Annotated in this window: 20 protein-coding genes and 1 tRNA gene; 4 read left to right on the forward strand and 17 right to left on the reverse strand. The window is 43.5% G+C overall.

Going from position 1 to position 21,549, the window contains the following annotated elements; translation table 11 throughout:
* The first annotated feature begins 7 nt into the window (after window positions 1-7).
* Window positions 8-1,645, forward strand: a complete 1,638-nt coding sequence (gene pfaD, locus F0249_RS05885; RefSeq protein ID WP_171756125.1) for an eicosapentaenoate synthase subunit PfaD — start codon at window positions 8-10, stop codon at window positions 1,643-1,645.
* Between the two features lie 222 nt (window positions 1,646-1,867).
* Here pfaD and F0249_RS05890 read toward each other — a convergent pair whose 3' ends face one another.
* The 3 genes from F0249_RS05890 to F0249_RS05900 all read right to left on the reverse strand — a co-directional run bounded on the left by F0249_RS05890 (window position 1,868) and on the right by F0249_RS05900 (window position 5,302).
* Entirely contained in the window at window positions 1,868-3,004 is a 1,137-nt protein-coding gene (locus F0249_RS05890) for a S8 family serine peptidase (protein ID WP_171756126.1), read from the reverse strand.
* Between the two features lie 173 nt (window positions 3,005-3,177).
* A complete protein-coding gene (hflX, locus tag F0249_RS05895) occupies window positions 3,178-4,545 on the reverse strand; it encodes a GTPase HflX (RefSeq protein ID WP_171756127.1) in 1,368 nt (455 codons plus the stop codon).
* A 313-nt stretch (window positions 4,546-4,858) separates the two neighbouring features.
* Complete coding sequence (locus F0249_RS05900; protein WP_216599536.1) at window positions 4,859-5,302, reverse strand: MarR family winged helix-turn-helix transcriptional regulator; 444 nt, start codon at window positions 5,300-5,302, stop codon at window positions 4,859-4,861.
* Between the two features lie 420 nt (window positions 5,303-5,722).
* On the opposite strand from F0249_RS05900, the gene F0249_RS05905 reads away from it, so the two are divergent.
* The gene (locus F0249_RS05905) at window positions 5,723-6,160 is read left to right on the forward strand and encodes a hypothetical protein (RefSeq protein WP_171756128.1); all 438 of its coding nucleotides are present in this window, start codon (window positions 5,723-5,725) and stop codon (window positions 6,158-6,160) included.
* 126 nt (window positions 6,161-6,286) lie between these two features.
* Here F0249_RS05905 and ykgO read toward each other — a convergent pair whose 3' ends face one another.
* Entirely contained in the window at window positions 6,287-6,427 is a 141-nt protein-coding gene (ykgO, locus tag F0249_RS05910) for a type B 50S ribosomal protein L36 (protein ID WP_171756129.1), read from the reverse strand.
* A gap of 1 nt (window position 6,428) precedes the next feature.
* Entirely contained in the window at window positions 6,429-6,698 is a 270-nt protein-coding gene (locus F0249_RS05915) for a type B 50S ribosomal protein L31 (protein ID WP_017053343.1), read from the reverse strand.
* A gap of 462 nt (window positions 6,699-7,160) precedes the next feature.
* Between F0249_RS05915 and F0249_RS05920 the strand changes: the two genes are divergently transcribed.
* Window positions 7,161-7,991 (forward strand): GGDEF domain-containing protein, encoded by an 831-nt coding sequence (locus tag F0249_RS05920; RefSeq protein WP_171756130.1) that lies wholly within the window; start codon window positions 7,161-7,163, stop codon window positions 7,989-7,991.
* A 118-nt stretch (window positions 7,992-8,109) separates the two neighbouring features.
* Here F0249_RS05920 and F0249_RS05925 read toward each other — a convergent pair whose 3' ends face one another.
* The 4 genes from F0249_RS05925 to F0249_RS05940 all read right to left on the reverse strand — a co-directional run bounded on the left by F0249_RS05925 (window position 8,110) and on the right by F0249_RS05940 (window position 12,195).
* Window positions 8,110-8,370: a DUF5062 family protein gene (locus F0249_RS05925; protein WP_171756131.1), complete on the reverse strand. Its 261-nt coding sequence runs from the start codon at window positions 8,368-8,370 to the stop codon at window positions 8,110-8,112.
* A 119-nt stretch (window positions 8,371-8,489) separates the two neighbouring features.
* Window positions 8,490-9,536 (reverse strand): ornithine carbamoyltransferase, encoded by a 1,047-nt coding sequence (gene argF / locus F0249_RS05930; protein WP_017053345.1) that lies wholly within the window; start codon window positions 9,534-9,536, stop codon window positions 8,490-8,492.
* 131 nt (window positions 9,537-9,667) lie between these two features.
* A complete protein-coding gene (aguA, locus tag F0249_RS05935) occupies window positions 9,668-10,759 on the reverse strand; it encodes an agmatine deiminase (protein WP_171756132.1) in 1,092 nt (363 codons plus the stop codon).
* A gap of 17 nt (window positions 10,760-10,776) precedes the next feature.
* A complete protein-coding gene (locus F0249_RS05940; RefSeq protein ID WP_171756133.1) occupies window positions 10,777-12,195 on the reverse strand; it encodes an APC family permease in 1,419 nt (472 codons plus the stop codon).
* Window positions 12,196-12,758: 563 nt separating this feature from the next.
* Here F0249_RS05940 and F0249_RS05945 point away from each other — a divergent pair.
* Window positions 12,759-13,364 (forward strand): TetR/AcrR family transcriptional regulator, encoded by a 606-nt coding sequence (locus F0249_RS05945; protein WP_029203448.1) that lies wholly within the window; start codon window positions 12,759-12,761, stop codon window positions 13,362-13,364.
* A 140-nt stretch (window positions 13,365-13,504) separates the two neighbouring features.
* Here the strand turns inward: F0249_RS05945 and F0249_RS05950 are convergent, their stop codons facing one another.
* The 8 genes from F0249_RS05950 to F0249_RS05985 all read right to left on the reverse strand — a co-directional run bounded on the left by F0249_RS05950 (window position 13,505) and on the right by F0249_RS05985 (window position 21,392).
* Entirely contained in the window at window positions 13,505-14,617 is a 1,113-nt protein-coding gene (locus F0249_RS05950) for an ABC transporter ATP-binding protein (RefSeq protein ID WP_171756134.1), read from the reverse strand.
* Window positions 14,618-14,622: 5 nt separating this feature from the next.
* The gene (locus F0249_RS05955) at window positions 14,623-15,480 is read right to left on the reverse strand and encodes a carbohydrate ABC transporter permease (protein ID WP_171756135.1); all 858 of its coding nucleotides are present in this window, start codon (window positions 15,478-15,480) and stop codon (window positions 14,623-14,625) included.
* Window positions 15,477-16,415: a carbohydrate ABC transporter permease gene (locus F0249_RS05960; protein ID WP_171756136.1), complete on the reverse strand. Its 939-nt coding sequence runs from the start codon at window positions 16,413-16,415 to the stop codon at window positions 15,477-15,479. Before F0249_RS05960 ends, F0249_RS05955 begins: the two co-directional genes overlap by 4 nt.
* A 178-nt stretch (window positions 16,416-16,593) precedes the next feature.
* Entirely contained in the window at window positions 16,594-17,841 is a 1,248-nt protein-coding gene (locus tag F0249_RS05965; protein WP_171756137.1) for an ABC transporter substrate-binding protein, read from the reverse strand.
* 98 nt (window positions 17,842-17,939) lie between these two features.
* Window positions 17,940-19,394, reverse strand: coding sequence for an ATP-binding protein (locus F0249_RS05970; RefSeq protein ID WP_171756138.1), 1,455 nt, complete (start codon window positions 19,392-19,394; stop codon window positions 17,940-17,942).
* 33 nt (window positions 19,395-19,427) lie between these two features.
* Window positions 19,428-20,156 (reverse strand): response regulator, encoded by a 729-nt coding sequence (locus F0249_RS05975; RefSeq protein WP_171756139.1) that lies wholly within the window; start codon window positions 20,154-20,156, stop codon window positions 19,428-19,430.
* A gap of 227 nt (window positions 20,157-20,383) precedes the next feature.
* Window positions 20,384-21,013 (reverse strand): LysE family translocator, encoded by a 630-nt coding sequence (locus F0249_RS05980; RefSeq protein ID WP_171756140.1) that lies wholly within the window; start codon window positions 21,011-21,013, stop codon window positions 20,384-20,386.
* Between the two features lie 302 nt (window positions 21,014-21,315).
* Window positions 21,316-21,392 (reverse strand) — tRNA-Arg (locus F0249_RS05985).
* Window positions 21,393-21,549: the final 157 nt, after the last annotated feature.

Here is a 21,549-nt window from a genome sequence, read left to right on the forward strand (position 1 = left end):
ATTTAGAATGACAACTCAAACTACAATTAATAACGAAAAGCTATCTCCGTGGCCTTGGCAGATCGAAGAGAGCACAACTCGCTTTGATAACGCAGCAATGTCGACAATATTGAAAGACTTAAGCCTTGCTTGTTACGTCGTGAACCACCCAGAAAAAGGCTTAGGCGTAAGCCAAAAATCTGAGATTGCATCGGGCGATTCAGCAAGCTCAGCGAACAGCCAACCTGTTAGCGCCTTTGCTCCTGCTCTTGGTACACAAAGCCTAGGCGACGAAGATTTTCGTCGCTGCCACGGCGTGAAATACGCTTACTACGCGGGCGCAATGGCAAACGGTATTTCATCTGAAGAGTTAGTGATTGCTCTTGGCCAAGCTGGCATTCTTTGTTCATTTGGCGCGGCGGGCTTAATCCCGTCTCGCGTTGAGCAAGCGATTAACCGCATTCAAGCAGCACTACCAAACGGTCCTTACGCATTTAACCTGATTCACAGCCCAAGCGAACCCGCTCTAGAGCGCGGCAGTGTAGAGCTGTTTTTGAAGCACAAAGTGAAAACGGTTGAGGCTTCTGCATTCTTAGGTTTAACACCGCAAATCGTTCACTACCGTGCAGCTGGCCTTAGTCGCGATGCACAAGGTGAGATTCAGATCGGTAACAAGGTTATTGCTAAGGTAAGCCGTACTGAAGTCGCAAGTAAGTTCATGCAGCCTGCTCCTGTGAAAATGCTGCAAGCTTTAGTTGATGAAGGCCGAATCACAGCAGAACAGATGGAACTGGCACAGCTTGTTCCTATGGCTGATGACATTACCGCAGAAGCCGATTCTGGTGGTCACACCGATAATCGTCCACTGGTTACCCTACTGCCAACGATTCTTGCACTGAAAGAGCAAATCCAAGCTCAGTACCAATTCAAAACACCGCTACGTGTCGGTTGTGGTGGTGGCGTAGGTACGCCTGACGCTGCTCTAGCGACGTTTAACATGGGCGCGGCTTACATTGTTACTGGTTCAATCAACCAAGCGTGTGTTGAGGCTGGCGCAAGCGAACACACTCGTAAGCTGCTTTCGACAACCGAAATGGCTGACGTGACTATGGCTCCGGCGGCAGACATGTTCGAAATGGGCGTGAAACTGCAAGTGGTTAAGCGCGGCACTTTATTCCCAATGCGTGCCAACAAACTGTATGAGCTATACACACGTTACGACTCGATTGAGGCAATTCCAGTTGAAGAACGTCAAAAGCTAGAGAAGCAGGTATTCCGTTCAACACTGGATGACATTTGGGCGGGCACTGTGGCTCACTTTAACGAGCGCGACCCTAAACAGATCGAACGTGCTGAAGGCAATCCGAAACGTAAAATGGCGTTGATTTTCCGTTGGTACTTGGGGCTTTCTAGCCGTTGGTCAAACACCGGTGAACAAGGTCGTGAGATGGACTATCAAGTATGGGCAGGCCCTGCACTTGGCGCATTCAACGCATGGGCACAAGACAGCTACCTAGACGATTACCAACAGCGTAATGCGGTAGACCTTGCTAAGCATTTGATGCACGGTGCGGCTTACTTAGCACGTGTTAACCTGCTGACTTCACAAGGTATCAAGCTTGACCCAGAGCTAGCACGCTGGAAGCCAACTCAAAGAATGGCGTAACGGTTCTTTCATTCAACTACATGAAAGATCCGCCAGCTATATTGGCCAATAACGAACAAAAAAAGCGACCGGATCATCGGTCGCTTTTTATTTATGATTTACTGCCTGTTAACTGTTTTACTGTTCACTGCCTGTGATTAAAAAGGGAAACGGCAAATAGGAAGGAGTCTATGTACCGCTTCCCGTATATACATCACGCTATTTTTCTAGTCTTTATGCATATTAATTACGTACTGCAATCGGATCTGGATTGCCATCTGGATCATTATTCACCACCCCATCAGTTGTAACTGAACCTGAACTCGCCAAAATCACGCCACAGAAATGAGGTGCCGCCATGGATGTACCGTTATAGGCCACCGTCCCACCACCAGCCTTGGTCGACAAAACATTCACTCCCGGTTGTCCATATTCCACATCAGGCCCATAGTTAGAAAAATCGGCAAAATTATCATTGCTATCAAACGCTGAAATGGTAAATACATTAATGTGAACTGTACTTGCAGGCGTAAAGTTTTGTGCATCGGCACTAGAGTTACCAGCCGCAACAGAGAAGAATATGCCATCGTCCGCTGCCGACTTTATGGCACTATCAAGAGCCGCAGAAAAACCACTACCACCTAAACTCATATTGGCGCAATCACCAGCACTTGCGTTAGCCGCAACATGATCGACACCCGCAATCACGCCAGACATTGTGCCGCTACCATTATTATCTAGCACTCGAACAGGGATCACCGTTGCACCTGCGGCAACACCAACCACATCAAATCCGTCATTTTTTGCAGCAATCGTTCCTGCAACATGAGTACCGTGTCCATTACCGTCGTTGGTGTTATTTTTCTTACCGCGAGCAAAGTTATCCCCTCGTCTTCTATCAACGTTCAGATCTGGGTGACTACTGTCAATCCCAGTATCAATGACCCACGCCACTGAATCGGAGCCGGTCATGTCGACAAAACCTCCGACACGATCAATCCCCCACGGAGTCTGTTGTGTCGCTCTTGGGCTTTCACTATCGCCTCCTCCTTTATCTGGCTTTCCGCCTCGTGGCATCGCATTTACAACCATATCAGGTTCAATATAATCGATATCAGGAAAACGATGCTTCAAACCGTTTAAAGCTTGTATAGGCATACGAACAGAGAAGCCTTTTATTGCAGTGTTATAACGGTGCCCGACAACTCCCTTTCCTTTCGCGACCGCTTGAGCAATTTCACTAGCACGAGAGTCCGGAGTGTTACCGTTAAGCACCACAATATAATGATCTTTGAGATCATAACCTTGATTAACAACCGCGAGAGATCCTGAAGAGAACATAGCCAGTGAGATAGCACTCACTAAATAGATAAGTTTCATAACCACCACCCAAACATTCACATAAATAATGGATTTACTTTTTGAGTATAGAAGTTAATAACAAAAGTATTAGTAATGAGTCGAGATAGATAGTACGAAAGGGTGAAAAGACAATGCCGCTAACTTAAGAAAGCGGCATTTCTATGGTGATCACAGAATGATAAATAGGTCACTTAAATATTTTGCATACGCTTTTTCAATCGCGCTAAGTCAATCGCACTTGAGCGAACGGTTAATTTGATACATTCGTAATCATACTCTTCCTTAACCACACTCATTTTAGAGCGAATTTCACCAATGATGCTTTGTCCAGAGTAAGGGATAGTGATCTCTTCTTCGAGCATCCCTTGCTCAGCAACACCTACGATGTATTTGTGCAGCTTAGTAATATCAAGAGGATCACGAGTTGAAGTCAGCATCGCATCTGGGAACTCTTCAATCAGCGCTAACTGCTGTTCTTCACTCAATCTATCGCACTTGTTTAGTACTAATAGTTTTTCGCTGTCTTCAACACCCACTTGGGCTAATACTTCATGTACCACATCAAGCTGAGCACGGAATGTCGCGTCAGACGCATCGACAACATAGAGTAGCAATGACGCATCATGCGCTTCCGCTAGCGTTGAGTGGAATGAAGCAACCAGATCGTGTGGTAATTTTTTGATGAAACCAACCGTATCTGAAACCAAGATACGCGGTTGAGTAATTGGCTGAAGAGCACGAACCGTAGTATCAAGCGTTGCGAAAAGTTTATCTTCACCTACCACTTCGGTTGCAGTCATCGCACGCATCATCGAAGACTTACCGGCATTGGTATAACCAACTAAAGCTACAGTGAAAAGCTCCGCGCGTTTAGTGCGTCGGTTTTTCATTTCATCTTGTACGCTAACCAGTTCACGTTTAAGTGCGGCAATTTGATCGCGAACTTTACGGCGGTCAAGCTCTAGTGAAGTTTCACCGGCACCCTGACCCATTTGACGTTCTTTATCTCCCTCAGCTACTTCTCGCAGTCGAGGCACTAGGTAATTTAGACGAGCAATTTCAACTTGCAGACGAGCGGTACGTGTGTGCGCGTGACGACTGAAGATTTCAATAATAACGCCAGTTCGGTCAAACACTTCGACACCCAAATGCGCTTCAACATTACGCAGTTGAGACGGACTCAAATCACAGTCAAATACCACAACATCAGCAGTTCCGTACTCCAACCCTTCAGATGGCAAATTATCAAAATCTAATTCATCAATACCAGAGCTAAAATCAAACGATTCATCAATAAAATCTTCGTCTTCTACTTCTTCAATCGAGCCTTGGTAACCGGTAAGGTGGGCGATTTCAGCAAGTTTACCCGCTCCCAATACGTTCTGTTTCTGCGTTGATTTGTGATGCTGTGATTGAGTTCCAACCACTTTAAATCCTAACGTGGTTACTAATCGAGCAAGCTCAGCAAGGGACTCCTTTGCTTCATCACCTTTAAATTCCGGCGTCGTTATAGAAATAAGTAGAGCGTTATTCTGTGATGGTTTTGCTGTTAGTTTCATGATTAATTACATTTATGCATCTAAGTGCAGCCTAGTTTTGGGGCTAAAGTTGGCTTGATCCTACGCTGTTATAGGTCAGCTTTATAGAGTAATAGAATACTAAATACAGATATTATTGCGATTGGCTATAAAGTTAGTCGTAATAGAACAAGAATCAAGTGCAGGATTGGAAGTTAATAGTGAAGTACAACAAATAGATAAGCCATAAAGGAAAGCCTATCTATTTTAGCAAGTCAGGCATTTGCACGCTAAATTACAGTAAACCAATGCCGACGAACAAGGGTGTCTGCTTTCTTAGACTGTTCAGTTTTGTTTATTTATCGAAATACTGAGACATTTTTTGAAGTGTAGCGAGTGTCGTTTTCAGATCTCGTAACTCAAGTTCATCTGAGCTTTTTGCTGCCCATGATAACTGCTTAATATGAAGGAAATTGTAGACTCGCTTCCCCTCATCAGTTAAATCGATCAACTTCGCACGTTTATGGTTTGGATTGTCTCGCATGTCTAATAAGCCATCTTTTACCATTACATCCACTAATCGCTGAGTGGCTTGGCGGCTTTGCCCCATCGTTCGGCTAATCTCAGCTACCGTTACTGCTTGCTCTAATTTAATGATGGCACCGAGCACTTTCCAACGAGCACTGCTCATTCCAAACTCTTTGCCCATTTCATCGCCTTCAGCGTTTAGCATTCCGTTTACTTTAAAGATTTCCAAAACCACATTAGTGAAAGATTCACCTTTCGGATCGATATACATGTTATGCCCAACCAATTTTAACTATTTGCTACTTTATATGCTGCTAAGTACAAATTCAAAAAACAATCAATATTAGAGGTTTAGCTCAAGACGAGAGTGATCCCTCGACAGCCATTTCCAGATTCGTTCGTTGTGAATAGGCGTAATACCGCATCAAATTGACAACACAATGCCAAAATACCAACAACGACAACCAATTGTCAATGAATGATCCACAGTCTTTTATTTTTCATTTCATAACCAATGCGTCAATGTCAATAGAAATCCATTAAATTCAATATTATAATCTCATTAAAACATGAGAAATCAGCACCAAATAAAATCTATTCATTATTATCCACACAAACCAAAGTTGACAACATGATGACATCATTCTAAATTTAACTTTGACAACAAATTGCCAATTAAGCGAGTCGAATTATGAAACCTATCATCCATCGTATTGCTGCAATCACAGCCACGTTATGTATTGCTACCTTCTTTACTTCAACGCTATTGGTTGAAATTTTTGGTACTAAAGAATCGATTCAATTAGTGAAATCTTTGATCGTTTTTCCGGGGCTATTTATCTTAGTTCCCGCAATTGCGACAGCTGGCGCAACTGGAGCTGCAATGGCAAAGCAGCGTAGAGGCAAAGTGATTGAACGGAAAAGTAAACGCATGCCAATCATTGCATTTAATGGGATTGTGATTCTTATTCCTGCGGCGTATTTCTTGAACCAATGGGCCAAAGCCGGTGAATTTGATTCGATTTTCTATGGTGTGCAACTTTTAGAATTGATGGCAGGGTCAGTAAACCTAAGCTTGATGGTACTGAATATTAAAGATGGCAGGAAGTTTCGTCCTAACAAAAAATAGAACATTGAACCACAGACATACCATGATTGGTTGAGTGTTCGTATTGTGAACTCGCAAAAAATCGCCCCGTACTTCATTATGAAATCGGGGCGATTTATTGTGATATTGTTTTGTAACTATCTAATCTTAATTCTTTTTCTTCTTACCTTGAACCGCCTTAAAGCGAGGGTTTGATTTGCAGATAACGTAAATTCGCCCTTTTCTTTTGACGATTTGACAATCGGGGCTTCTCTTCTTGGCGCTCTTTAGTGAATTTAATACTTTCATGTTACTTCTCTCCCTGCTTTACTGAATTCAAACTACCGAAACGACGAGTAAAGTTAGCCACACGACCCTCTTTATGAATGACACGCTGCTTGCCTGTATAAAATGGATGAGACTCGGACGACACTTCAACCGTGTAGTAAGGATAAGTTTTGCCATCCTCCCACTTAATTTCTCGGTCTGTTTGTAAGGTCGAGCCGATCAAAAAATACTTATCAACACTCGTGTCATGAAATACCACAGTACGATACTGCGGGTGGATGTCAGGTTTCATATCATTTCCCTCAAATTAGCAATAGCAGGCTGCTGCCCACCAATTTTGCGTTATGTTATAACATAACAGCATAGACAGGTAAATGATAATAGGTCTCATTAGCTTAATGTTTTTGATAGTTCGGGAATTTCAATTCGAAATAGTTGGGCACACTTGGAGCCGATCGTTTGTAGAGAGTCTGGGGACATTTCTGAGTTACACATTTTCCTAAATTATCATCTCATGGATTATTTAATGTATTACAAACACCTCTAACCTAGTGGCCAAGTTTACTCATCCACTAAAATCTGCACCAATAAAATAATGAGGTATAGAAAGCGGCGAACTTCATGCTGAATGAATGTGAACTTATACACATATTTCATTCATAATTTCAAGTTTACATGCTGCGACATCGCTATCGAAACTTATAAGCACTAAAGCACTCTCCAAATAGAACATTTTAGGTATCTTGTCTGTCGTATGGATAAATTCATTGCTATCTTTTTAAGTTTAATCACTCCTTCATTCTTACTGCTATTTCACATAGTAGATTTTACTAGCTTCATTTTTCAGTACGCTACTCTTATCGCCGTGATGATTGTATTCATTAGTGGGTATGAATCGTTTATTCCTATTGAGAAGTTCGGATTCTTGTTATTCATGTTGAACAAAGCTTTTGAGTGCATAGAAGAAGTTCAAGTGTTGCATGCTTGGTTAAATAACCGTCAAATAATTGATTTTTTATTCGGTGATGTACTCGCATTAACAGGAGTAGCCTTGGTAGCAATTGGCGTTCACTCTCGATTAAAGCATCAAAAGCAGCAACTCAATAAGGACCCACTCACAAGTACATATAATAAATTTGGTCTTGAACACATCACTCAATCTGTACTCGATAAAAGTAAAAAGACACAATCAAACACGTCTATTCTTATTATCGACGTCGATAAGTTTAAAAAATTTAATGATACATACGGACACTTGTTAGGAGACAAAGCTCTAATAACGGTAACAAACCACCTCAAAAACAACATCAGAGCAGCCGATTATTTAGGCCGATGGGGTGGGGATGAGTTTGTGATTATCTGCCCAAACACTTCCGAAAATGAAGCGATTAAACTCATGAAGCGCATTCAAAATAGTGCAATGAAATCACTGTCTATCAAAGCAATCCCCATTAGATTGAGTATTGGAGCGACCACCACAAACAATTCACTAGACTCCTTCACTCAAATATTCCGTGAAGCTGACAGGGCACTATATCAAGTTAAGGAACAAGGTCGAAACGGATACAAGCATTACCAAAATTAAAGCTCTAATGTACAACTAACTTGTTCGCCAATTACTTTACCCGTGATCATTGGACAGTTTTGTGTCCAATGACGTAGTCGATTTCACAAATGAACACATGGCTGCATCATGGTAACTTTTACTTTAGAGGGTCGTTGTCTGGCAACGCATTATGAACCCAAAGAGCCAACCTGTGCTTGATGTTTGCACCGTCGAGTTTGCCATCAGGTAACGGCGTGATCTGTTTGGCATCGACCAAAAACAGGTAAATCGCTTTTACTCTATCAGGTTGTGGTGACTGCGGTAGGTTAAAGCCTTGCATCTTTGCCATCTTCCCACCAATATCAAGCGCCTTCTTAACCAGTTTGTCTTCATTACGCAGCTTGGAACTTTTTGACATAGATAGAACCCTCTTTTCACTGGCCTATCGCTAACGCGCAAAAAAACGCCCCGTGACTCGATATGAATACGGGGCGATTTATGTGGCGCTGTTTTCTTTACACTTAAAAGCAACGGCGGTTATAACGTTTTTAAGAAGCCGTTAATTTTATCTTCGTGGTGCTTAATCGTCTCTTGCGTTGGGATCACCGCGTCTTTATGAGTGAAGTACACCAAAATAGCCATTTGAGCCGTTAGTCGGTTCTCTGCTTCATCAAACGCCACTGAGTATTCACTTTCTAGAGCGCCACGAGTCACTTCCTCTTTATCATTTGCTGGTAAGCAGTGAAGTAACATCGCACCAGGACGAGCTTTCGCCATTAACTCTTCGGTGATCACATAGTGAGGCATAAATGCCGCAAGACGCTCTTCCTTCTCATCCATTTGAGTAACCCAGTAGAAGCTATCACCGTACACCACATCACAATCGCTGATTCGTTCTACATCGTCTGTAATTTCAATCGTGCCGCCAGACTCTTCGCAGAAGTTCAGAGCCATATCGATCCACTCTTGCTCCATGTGGTATTTTTTAGGACCAATCTGCTTGAAGCCCATGCCGTACTTAGCACAAGTCAGCATCAATGAACGACATACATCAGTTGCATCGCCCATGAATGCCAAAGTTAAATCTGAGAGTTTACGTCCGTCTGTGATGTGCTCTCTGATGGTGAAAAGATCGGCCAACATTTGTGTTGGATGGAAGCGAGTATCGAGGCCATTAATCACTGGCACTGTCGACATTTCAAGTAAACCATCAAGTGTTTCAGGGCTGTTAGTACGAGCCATGATGATGTCACACATACGAGAAAGTACGCGTGAAGTATCATCAATCGACTCTTTACCACCAAGGTGAATATCTTTTGGAGACAAGAATAGTGCGTGGCCGCCTAGCAATGTTGCCGCAACTTCAAAAGAGACACGAGTACGAGTTGAGCCCGCTTCAAAAATCATCCCAACGGATTTGCCTTTGAACAGTTGTGGAATCGCGTTATCTTTTCGCGCCTGCTTTAAGTGAGTCATCAACTCCATCATGTTGTCCATCTCTGCTACAGAGAAGTCTTTCATTGACACCATATGTTCAAGGTTTGATTTGTTTAATTCAGTTGCACTAGAAGAAGGTAATTTCATTTTAAGTTCCTATTTTTATTGTTGTTCACGTTTTCTTTCGAGTAGATCTCGTGACGATTCGGTTTCATGTATTGTTTTGGATTTAATTTCTTAGTTATCAATGCCACTGACTTTCATGGCTCAATCGATAGTTACACTCTGGGTACCTGCTGAGTGATGCAGTGAATGTTGCCACCGCCAAGCAAGATTTCTCTCGCAGGGATACCGTTCACCTCATAACCCGGATAGATATTTTCTAACATCGCAATTACGTCGTTGTCGTATCGTTCATCAAGCAGTGGCAAGACTATCTGCTTGTTGGTGATTAGGTAGTTGGCATAAGAAGCCGCTAAACGTTCACCCGCTTCACGTTCCATCCCTTCTGCAATATCAATTCCTGCCGCTTCTTCAGCCGACATAAATAGCGGGCCCGGCATTGGCAGTTTATGAACTTTGATGTTGCGCCCTTTTGCATCGGTTTGGCTGGTGATGCTGTCGTACGCTTCTCTGCTGATCGCATATTGAGGATCGTTTTCGTCATCACACCACGTCAGCACGACTTCACCCGGCTTAACGACATGGAGAATATTATCGACATGACCGTTGGTTTCATCGTTGTATAAACCATGTGGTAACCAGATGATCTTCTCAACATTGAGGTGTTCACAAAGTACGGCGGTGATCTCCTCTTTATTGAATTCAGGGTTGCGACTCTCATGAAGTAGACATTCTTCTGTTGTATAAAGCGTCCCTTCACCATCTACGTGGATAGAACCGCCTTCTAAAACAATTGGCGCTTTATAACGAGAATCTCGGATAATCTCACACATCTTCTGAGCGACTTGATTGTCTCGATTCCATGGTGAATAAAGCCCATCAACTAAACCGCCCCAGGCATTGAATTCCCAATCGACACCGCGACGTTCACCTTGGTCGTTCACGACATATGTTGCTCCGATATCACGCATCCAAGAGTCATCTGTTGACACTTCCAAAACGCGAATATCATCAGGCAGACGTGACACGGCGTTATAGTATTGAGCTGAACTTGCAAGCATGGTTACTGGTGTGCTTTTGCTAATTTGCTTTGCGACATCAACAAACACTTTCTGTGCAGGTTTTGCCCCATCACGCCAGTTATCAGTACGTTCCGGCCATGCCATCCAAATTTCATTATGTGGCTCATGCTCACCTGGCATTCTGAAATTGTCATTTTTTGGTGTGCTATCTAATGTTTTTTTCATGATCTCATTCTCCTAGATTACGCTTGAGCATCTTGATGATGTATTTCTGTCACTTCTTGTTTTCTCTTACGTTTCAACGCGCCAAGTAGAATCCATTCCCCAATAAGGATGGTCGCGATAACGCCTATCAGAACTGGTCCTGTGTATCCCCAGTCCGCTACCGTTAGATCTAACGCTTCAGGGAAGATGAAAAGTACCACCGCTTGGAAAACCACAAGAAAACAGACAATTGACATAATCCACTGCATCGCCATGCCACCCGGCACCTTGAATGGACGTTCACGTTCACCATCTACCACGCGAAGCTTCAAGTACGCTGGGAACATGAACAAGTAAGGCAGTAGGAAAATACAACTTGAGAAAGCAAATATTGACCAGAACAGATCATCGTTCCCTTGTGCAAACAGTGCGTAAGACAAGATAACAACCGTTGATACCATACCCGTGATGTTGTTTGCTCCGACTGGCGAGCCTTTCTCTGATACTTTCGCGACAGGTGCTGGAAGCTCTCCCTCTTGTGCGGCTTCCGCTGCGGCACGGCTTGCACCCATAGTCCAACTCACCATGTTGCCAATAAGAGTTAACAGTGCGAATGTACCGAATAGATAAACCATTGCCGTACCGAATGCACCTTCACCAAATAGTGTTCTAAAAGTGTCAATCAAACCAGAAACCAGACCAATGCTTTCAACTGGCAGAGCCATCAAGATGCCAACAGTACCAAAAATGTATAGGAAAGCAGTGATACCAATAGAAAGGAAGACAGCTTTAGGCATGTCGCGTACATCTTTCATCTCTTTTGTCATGGTCGCAACCAGTTCGAAGCCCATCAAATTAAATACGATAGCGGGTAAGAAAGTGACCGCAGAATCAAGCGAAGGCATCATTGCTGGTAGGGTAAATTCGTTGGCTACGCCATTTTTCATCGCATAAATAAAACCGCCGACACCTAATGTGCTGATGACAACTATTTTTAAGACGGCACCGATATTGGTCACCCAAACACCGATATCAGCAGACACATTACAAATCCAAACGGTTAGCCATGTGAGCAATATACAAATAGCAATTTGGCCCCATAAAGAGAGCTCAGGCATAAAGAGTTCGGCAAACATTCCCGCAAACATGATGTAAACCGCAGGCATCCATAAGCCAACGTTGATCCAGTAGAACCACGTTGTTCTAACCGCCCATTTAAAATTGAATGCTTCTTTTACCCAGTCGTAAATACCACCTTCGCCTGGGTATGTTGTACTTAATTCAGAAGTGATCAACCCATAGGGGATCACAAAGAAGATTAACATTAAGACCCACCAACCAATCGCACTGACACCAATGCTGGCTGACGCAGTTAATGTGTCGACTACTAGTACTGCACACAATGTAAAGAGTGCAATTCCCGTAACCCCCATTTTTCCTTGCGTTTCGTTACTCATCGCTTAATTCCTTAATGATTAATACGGGATTAATTAAACGGCAAAGCAACAAGTTGAACTGGGATGAAAATTGAATATCGGTTTTGGATAAACGAACCTTGAATAAAAATGAAATAAACCCAACAAAAATTGAACAAAAAATCATCATCGCCGGAATCTTTGATTTTTATCAATTGTTTTTACGGTTATTTTTTGAAGTTCCAGTTTCAAATTCAAGATCACATATCTGAAGAATTTGATGATTCTTACGGCATTATGTGATGGAAGAACAACTTACCAAGCGAAATCGAAAGCAGCCATCGAATTGTGATTTTTATCCCCGATGCACTGCGAAAACTTCAATACAGTAAAGGGGATTTTATTCGCCTCTTTCTATGTGTACTTGAGGAACAAATAAAGAGTACATATTCAGCGTCAATAGTGTTCTAACTTTGTGTATTTGCAAAACCAACATGAGGAAGGCATAAAGAGGTACTGAGTCAAACTTCCGATTGATAGAATGGATTTTTTCCCCACAACCCTTTATGTTTTTTGACCGCTTCAATAATAGTGAGCACCGTCGTATGCGAAAAGTAACAACGCAAGAGAAGCTACTGAAAATCCATGATGCCGTGGCCCAGTTAATGGAACGCCGTGAAGCCACAGATATCTCTATGTACGATGTAGCGAAAGAGTGCGGAATGGCAACGTCTACCGTCTATCACCACTACCCAAACATTGAAAACCTGTTCCAAAATTTGCTTGATGATGTATTTAAGGATTTTGACGCCTTGCTGCATCAGTGTATTGATGCCGAGAAAGTGACGCATTGGACGGATATTAATCGCATGATTGAAACAGCTTATGTGAACTATTACAACACTAACCCTATTGCGAGAAAGTTGATTTTAGGACGACATACTTTTACCGAATTAGGCCATGCAGATACTGAGCACGATCTAATACTGGGTAATGAAGTTGAGATGATTTATCGACAGTACTTCGACGTTCCGCAATTATCGCAACCCATCAATGTGTTTGCGATTTCGTTACAAGTCGCTGATAAAATTTATTCATTATCTTATCGTCAGCACGGCTGTATCACACCGGAACTTGCCAATGAAGCGGTTCGTCTTACGGAGTCGTACCTAAAACTCTATATCCCTCATATTTGCCAACGAGCCGTTTAAACCGTTAATGTTCATGGCCAAGCACTTAGCACTTAGCACTTAAAACTTAAAACTTAAAACTTAGCCCCAGCAGAACAAAAAAAGGCAACATCTCAATTCCGACGTTGCCTTCTGATTCAATTTACCGCTTACCTTCCAAATTAGAAATCAATTCTCGCTTCAGTTTGTGCGTCAAAGAAAACCGCTTTTGATAAATCAAAGTGCAATGAAGCCATTTGTCCAACGGCCACTTCAAACTCAGGAGACAAACGACAAGCCACCTCTTGATCGTTCACTTTCACCATCGCGATAGTATCTGGACCAGTGGGTTCCAAAACCTCTAATTTCAGGTCAAGCAAGGTAGACGCGGAAACATCATCCCCTGCTTGATCGGTAATATGTTCTGGCCTTAATCCGATCACTACCTCTTTGCCATCTTGCTCGCGCATCGATTGTGGTAAGCGAATATGGTGCTCTTGGTTTTCAGTCCCTATCACCTTAATGATTGGGTTCTGTTCGACATCTAGATCTACCATTGTCTTGATGAAGTTCATCGATGGTGACCCCATAAAGCCCGCCACAAACATGTTGTTTGGCTTGGTGTAGATCTCTTGTGGCGTACCGAGTTGCTGTAGCTCACCGTCTTTCATTACTGCGATGCGATCTGCCAGAGTCATAGCTTCGATCTGATCATGGGTTACATAAACAATCGTAGTATTGAGCTTCTGATGCAGACGTTTAATCTGATGACGCATCTCAACACGTAGCTTTGCATCCAGGTTCGAAAGCGGCTCATCAAACAGATACAACTTAGGACGACGAGCCAAAGCGCGTCCCATCGCGACACGTTGGCGCTGACCACCAGAAAGTTGCGACGGTTTTCGATCCAGAAGTTGATCAATTTGCAGCATTTCAGCCACTCGATTGACCTCTGCATCGATTTCATCTTTAGGCATTTTTTTGATTTTTAACCCAAAGGCGATATTGCCTCGCACCGTCATATTTGGGTAAAGCGCATAGGACTGGAACACCATCGCAATATCACGATCTTTCGGCTCAACTTGTGCTACATCGACACCATCAATCATGATCTCGCCGGAGCTAATACTCTCTAACCCAGCAATGGTATTCATCAAGGTGGATTTTCCACACCCCGAAGGGCCGACAAGTATCAAAAATTCCCCCGAATCGATACTAATGTCGATGCCCTTAAGTGTTTCATTGTCCGCGTTGCGATAGGTTTTACGGATCTGCTTTAAATCTAATGTCGCCATGATAATTATCCTTTTACTGATCCGGCGGTTAAACCACGAACAAAATATTTTCCTGCGAAGACATACACCAATAGCGTTGGCAGTGCGGCGATAATCGCGGCGGCCATATCGACGTTATACTCTTTAACGCCAGTGCTGGTGTTGACTAAGTTATTTAATGCCACGGTGATCGGCTGTGTCTCTGCCCCCGAATAGACTACTCCGAACAAGAAATCATTCCAGATTGCGGTGAACTGCCAGATCACCGTCACCATTATGATCGGTGTGGAGATTGGTAATAGAATCTTGAAGAAGATGGTAAAGAAGCCTGCACCATCAAGCTTTGCTGCCTTGATCAATTCATCGGGAATCGAGATGTAAAAGTTGCGGAAAAACAGAGTGGTAAACGCCATGCCATAGATCACGTGTACAATCACCAAGCCTATGGTTGTGTTGGCTAAACCCATCTTGCCAAGCATGGTTGCCATTGGTAGCAGTACCACTTGGAATGGAATAAAGCAGCCAAAGAGCAACAAGCTAAAGAACAAGTTTGAACCCCTGAATTGCCACTTCGTCACCACATAGCCATTGAATGCACCGAGCAATGTAGAGATCGTGACCGCTGGGATCACCATTTGGAATGAGTTCCAGAAATAGCCTTTAATACCTTCACATTTCACACCCGTACAAGCGGTGTCCCACGCTTTATACCAAGCATCAAACACCCACTCTTTTGGCAAGCTCATCAAGTTACCCGCCTTAATGTCAGGCAAGGTTTTGAATGAAGTTAGTACCATTACAAACAGTGGCATTAGGTACACTAAACAGAAGAAAATCAGCGCCGAGTAGATAAACATTCGAGTAAAGTTAATGTTGTTCATCATGACTTTTTCTCCCTAAGTTCAGAGTAAAGGTAAGGCACGAGAATCGCTAAAATACCAGCAAGCATCATCATGGCACTGGCAGCACCAAGGCCGATTTGACCACGAGTAAAGGAGTGGGCGTACATGAAGAGCGCTGGAAGATCCGATGAATAACCGGGGCCACCTGCCGTCATTGCGGTCACAAGGTCGAAGCTCTTAATCGCAATGTGTGACGTGATGATCACCGCACTGAAAACGACTGGGCGCAAGCAAGGTAAAATAATTTTAAGATAGATAGTGGGTAAGCTTGCCCCATCAATTTGTGCCGCTTTGATGATTGAAAAATCGATGCCACGCAGACCTGCTAAGAACATCGCCATCACGAAGCCTGATGATTGCCAAAGTGCCGCGATAACCAAGGTATACACCGACATTTCAGAGTCGACTAACCAGTCAAATTTAAAGTCAGTAAATCCCCAATCTTGCATCAATTTTTCAATGCCAAGACCCGGATTAAGAATCCATTTCCACGCCGTACCTGTCACAATGAATGACAGCGCCATAGGGTAGAGATAGATAGTACGAATCGCCCCTTCTTGGCGGATATTCTGGTCAAGCAATACAGCTAAACCAACACCAAGCAAGATAGCAATCGCCATGAATAGAAAACCAAATACACCGAGATTGGTGATTGAGGTGATCCAGCGATCATTATCCATTAGCTTTTCATATTGAGTTAAACCAACGAAGTTAAAGCTGGGTAAAAATCGAGAGTTGGTGAACGACAACGCGGCCGTCCAAAAAATATAGCCGTAGATACACACCACGGTCACTAACGCGGTGGGCGCTAGTACTATTTTAGGTAACCAATGTTGTAACCTGTCAGCAAAACTGGGCTTTGGTGCAGGCTGGTTCCTTGTGGATTTTGGAGTCGACTTAGTCAAAATATGCTCCATAACTGATCCCTGTTGCACAATCGAACCGATGGTTTACCTTTTGGCACCACATCAGCATCACGCATTTCAGAATTGGGAATGAAGAGTAGATAGACTCCTTACGAGCCTATCCACCCTGGGGGTTTGGAATAAGCAGACATACATCTCTCACGTGCTCGTCACTGCTTATCAAGTTAGATTAGATAGCGGCTTTCACTGCTTTCGCTAACTTAGCGGCTGCTTGTTTTGGATCGGCATTTTTCTCGTTAAAGAAGTTGGTCACCACGTCATAAATCGCGCCTTGAGCGTAGCTTGTCGTCGCTAGGCCGTGAGCCATACTCGGAACAAGGTCGCCAGATTCAGCACTTGCTTTAAAGGTTGCCATTGAGTCCAACGCACATTGGTCAAACTTAGACATGTCCATATCTAGACGTACTGGGATTGAACCTTTGTTAAGGTTGAAGACTTCTTGGAAATCTTTAGTAAGAATGGTTTTTGCTAGATCTTGCTGAGCTTTTTGGTTCTCTTTGTCACTTAACTCAAAGAACGCAAAGCTATCGATATTGAAGGTAAACTGGCCGTCAGTGCCCGGCGCTGGCGCACAAATGTAGTCTTTACCCGGCACTTTGCCTGCCGCAGTAAATTCGCCTTTCGCCCAGTCACCCATGATTTGCATCGCTGCTTCACCATTGATAACCATTGAAGTTGCGACGTTCCAATCACGACCTGGAGAATTGCTGTCGATGTAGTCACGCATCTTTTTGAATTTGGTGAATACTTCCACCATTTTGTCGCCAGATAACACGTCCATATCAAGATCAACGAACGCTTTGTTGTAATCTTCACTGCCTAGAACATCAAGTGCAACCGCTTCGAATACCGTCGCGTCTTGCCAAGGTTGACCACCGTGAGCCAATGGAATGAAGCCTGCTGCTTTGATCTTGTCTGCCGCGACAAAGAACTCATCTAACGTAGTTGGAACCGTAACACCTGATTTTTCTAAGACAACAGGGTTAGCCCAAAGCCAGTTAACACGGTGAACGTTGACAGGAACCGCCACATATTCGCCATCCCATTTCATCACTTTAGTCACAACCGCTGGTAGCAGATCATCCCACTTTTCTTGTTTCGCTGTTGCATCGAGAGACGTTAGAAAACCTAAGCCACCCCACTCTTGAATATCATGACCTTTGATCTGCGCCGCAGATGGTGGGTTACCAGAGACTGCTCGCGTTTTTAAAACGGTCATCGCACTTTCACCGCCACCACCAGCCACTGCAAAATCTTTCCAGGTATGGCCTTGTGTTTCAATCATCTCTTTCAGTACCGCTGCAGATTTCGCTTCGCCACCAGCCGTCCACCAGTGAAGCACTTCCACCTCACCCGCTTGAGAGAATGTTGAGGCTGCAAGAAGAGATAGAGTAAGTAGGGTTTTATTGAGTTTCATTATGTTCTTCCATGTTTGTCCGGTTCAATAGAGAGTCTACTTAATCTGATTGATAAGATTGAAACAAAAGGTAAGCCCTATGTAACACAATTGTTACGTTAGACATCCAGACTACGTGGTATAAAGACTTGCGCGATTAATCCGCTATTTAGTGAGTTGCTGATAATGAGATCTCCCCCATGTCCATGAAGAATATTACGGCAGATCCCAAGCCCTAAACCATGACCTTCACTGTCAGTTGCAATCCGAAAATAAGGTTCGAATACGGCTTCTAACTTATCTTCGGGGATCCCTTCGCCGTGATCAGTAATGGTGATCGCGACCCAGTCATCGAACTCTTCCAGCGTTACGTTGACTCGGTGGCCATACTTCACACCGTTATCAATCAGGTTGGTTAATACTCGTTTAATCGCTAAAGGCTTCGCTACAATCGGTTCAATATCAGTACGAGCAAACTCAACCTTTGTTGCTTTCTGATTATGGGATTCCATCACCGAAAATAGCATGTCATTGAGATCGACATAGGCGTTGTTCTCATGCAAATCCGTATCGCGAACGCATTGCAACGCCCCTTTCACCATGATCTCTAACTCATCAAGATCGCGATTGAACTTGTTTCGCTTTACCTCATCTTCCAGCAATTCAGCTCGTAACCTCAACCGAGTAATAGGCGTTTTGAGATCGTGAGAGATCGCAGAAAAGAGATGTTCTCTATCTGCCACATAACGCCTAATACGCATCTGCATTCGATTAAAAGCACGCGTCGCGGTGACCAGTTCTGTCGCCCCTTCTTCACGTAATGGCGGTTGATCGATATCCATACTCATTTCATTCGCAGCTTTGGCTAGGTTTTTTAATGGCCTCACCTGACGCCGTATCATCAGGTATGTAAGTACTAACAACAAAATCGTCGAGAAGAACAAAAACATCATCTGTTCTCGCCCTAAAATGGTGTCATCTAAGCTGACATAAGGAGCCGGAAGTAAAGCCGCGATATAGACCCACTCATGTTCGGCAAGCTGAATTTGAACCACCAGCACAGGAGGGTTCAATGGCTCTAAGGTCAAAGTGTGGTGCGCCCATGACTTGGGGAGGTCGCTAAGATAAATATCATTTTTCAACAAGCGAAGTTTTTCGGGGGGTGAAAAGTTAACCAACACGGTTTCCACTTTATTGAGCTTACTCTCCAGCACTTGTTTCACTGAATCCATCGCGACCAGTTTCAATTGGGTATCCGGAATCGGCTCAACGATGAGTTCGTTTTTATTGAATGAGACAAAGAAGCGAGTGCCCCCCATATTTCGGATTTGGTCCAATACGATATGGCGATATTTTACGGGAAGCGACTGAAAAAAGGTGACGGTTGAGGCAAACATATTTGCCATACTGGCAGAAGTAGAACGAATACCCTCAAGCTCTTTCTGTTTAGACTGATGGTACCAAATTCCTGTCGCCACACCTTGAGCCAGAACCACAGCAATAAGCGTCAACCACAAGGTTCTTGCCACTAAAGAGTTGGGGCGAAGTACACTGAATGGCTCTTTGCGCTTCATGTTAATTCCTCATCCGTTGGTTAACATCAGAAGTTAATGCTCAATACTGACTGGAACCGCCAGAATGTAGCCATTTCCACGCATGGTTTTAATATAATGAGGGTATTTACCGCTATCGCCCAACCGTTGACGTAACCGACTGAGTTGAACATCAATCCCGCGTTCAAACGGTAAGGCTTCTCTGCCGCGAGTCGCAAATGAGATGGTGTCTCGATCTAAGACTTCATTAGGACGCGACAAAAACAGCATCAACAGAGAAAAATCACTCCCTGACAGGTCATGCTCATCGTTATTCTCAAGGTTGATGATTCGATGCGCTAAAGTATCGAGCTGCCAATCACCAAAAGTGATCAACTTAGGAAGTGCATCGCTCGGCTTCTCATCACTAGCCTGAACGCGACGTAGCAAGGCTTTTATTCGCGCCATTAACTGACGAGGGCTGAATGGCTTCGCGATATAATCATCAGCACCAATTTCAAGACCAATGATTTGATCGGTCTCATCGGACACCGCTGTCAGCATAATAATGGGAACGTTGGAGTGTTTTCGAACTTTTTGACACAGTGTGAATCCATCTTCACCCGGTAACATTACATCAAGCAAAATCAGGTCAGGATAACCGTTAACTTCTATTGCTTGCGCTAGCTCCACACCATCACTGACAGACGACACAAAAAATCCAGACTTGGTGAGATACTCTTCGAGTAGTTCTCGGATCTCCTGATCATCATCAACAACCAGTATGTGAGTCTTTGTGTGCATCCCTAAACCTTTCTCATTACATCGAATTAACACAGTGTAAATCTGGCCGACACGTTTAATCATGCCTATTTATATAATTATTAGAGACTAAGCAGGGCAATGATCACAATTTACGCTGACTAGAGGTTAACCATAGCAATAAATACAAATGTTGCCGCTAAGCATAAGCAGCAACATCGAATCCACTATTATCTAAAGAATCCACTACAACTTAAAGAGTAAGGGGTTTAAGAGCGACTGGTGGTGGAAAGCAATATGCCTGCACTCATAAATACACCGCCTGTAAGCTTATTAAATAACTTGGCTCTCCCTTTGGCTAATATCCAGTTTGAGGACTTAGAACCAAGGTAGGCATAAAAGAGCAGCCAAGAGAGTTCCATACAAGCAAAGGTCGTCGCAAATACTGCATATTGAGCAAGCAATGAAGCGTTAGGGTCAATGAACTGTGGGAAAAGAGCGGTAAAGAATAAAATGGCTTTAGGGTTGCTGGCTCCGACAATGAAACCACTCGTAAAATGAGCGATGCGCTTCGCATTATCAGGTTGAGCCTGACCATCAATTTGATAAGACTCTTGCGTCGAGGTCAACGCTTTCCAACCTAAGTAAACCAAGTAAGCCGCCCCTGTCCATTTAACAATATTGAACACCATTTCAGATGAGGCAATTAGCACCCCTAGTCCGGTAAACGACAACGTTAAAATTCCAGTAATGGCGGTTAAGCTTCCCAAGGCCGTAAAGATCGACAACTTAAAACCTGAACTCACCGCTTTGGTCATACACAGTAGTGAACTGGGCCCTGGGGATGCGGTTAGTATCAAAACGGCAAGTAAATAGTACATCCATGTTTCTATGCTCATCATCTTCTCCTTTGATGAAAGAATCCATTCAGCCTCATGCTAATGGCGATTTACCCGTTAATCATTTCGTTCTAGTACCGCTTTAAAAGAGAGATTAAATCAACAGGTGGTAAGACAACATGCCAAACATTTAAAATGAAATCAAATGCATAAATCCTTAATTTATCAGTGGTTATTTGTATGTCGAGATAACAGCGAAGAGGAAAATCAGAGAGAGAAGAGGCATTAACAGCAGAGGTAAAATAAAAGCTCATAATGCAAAAAACCGCTGCAAGCATACACTTACAGCGGTTCTTTCAATATGGTACGCCCTACAGGATTCGAACCTGTGACCACCTGCTTAGAAGGCAGGTGCTCTATCCAGCTGAGCTAAGGGCGCTTTGTGGGGTGAATTATACGAGATGACAGAGCTAAAGCAACGCTTTTATCTAACATTATGATCTGAATGACCAAAAAAAGCTCAACTGGTGCTTATGTGATGAAAAATAGAACAAAGCAAACGATTGCTTAATGGAAATAAAAAACAATTTCTGCCA

The organism is Vibrio sp. 03-59-1 (assembly GCF_013114135.1).
Lineage (GTDB): Bacteria > Pseudomonadota > Gammaproteobacteria > Enterobacterales > Vibrionaceae > Vibrio > Vibrio cortegadensis.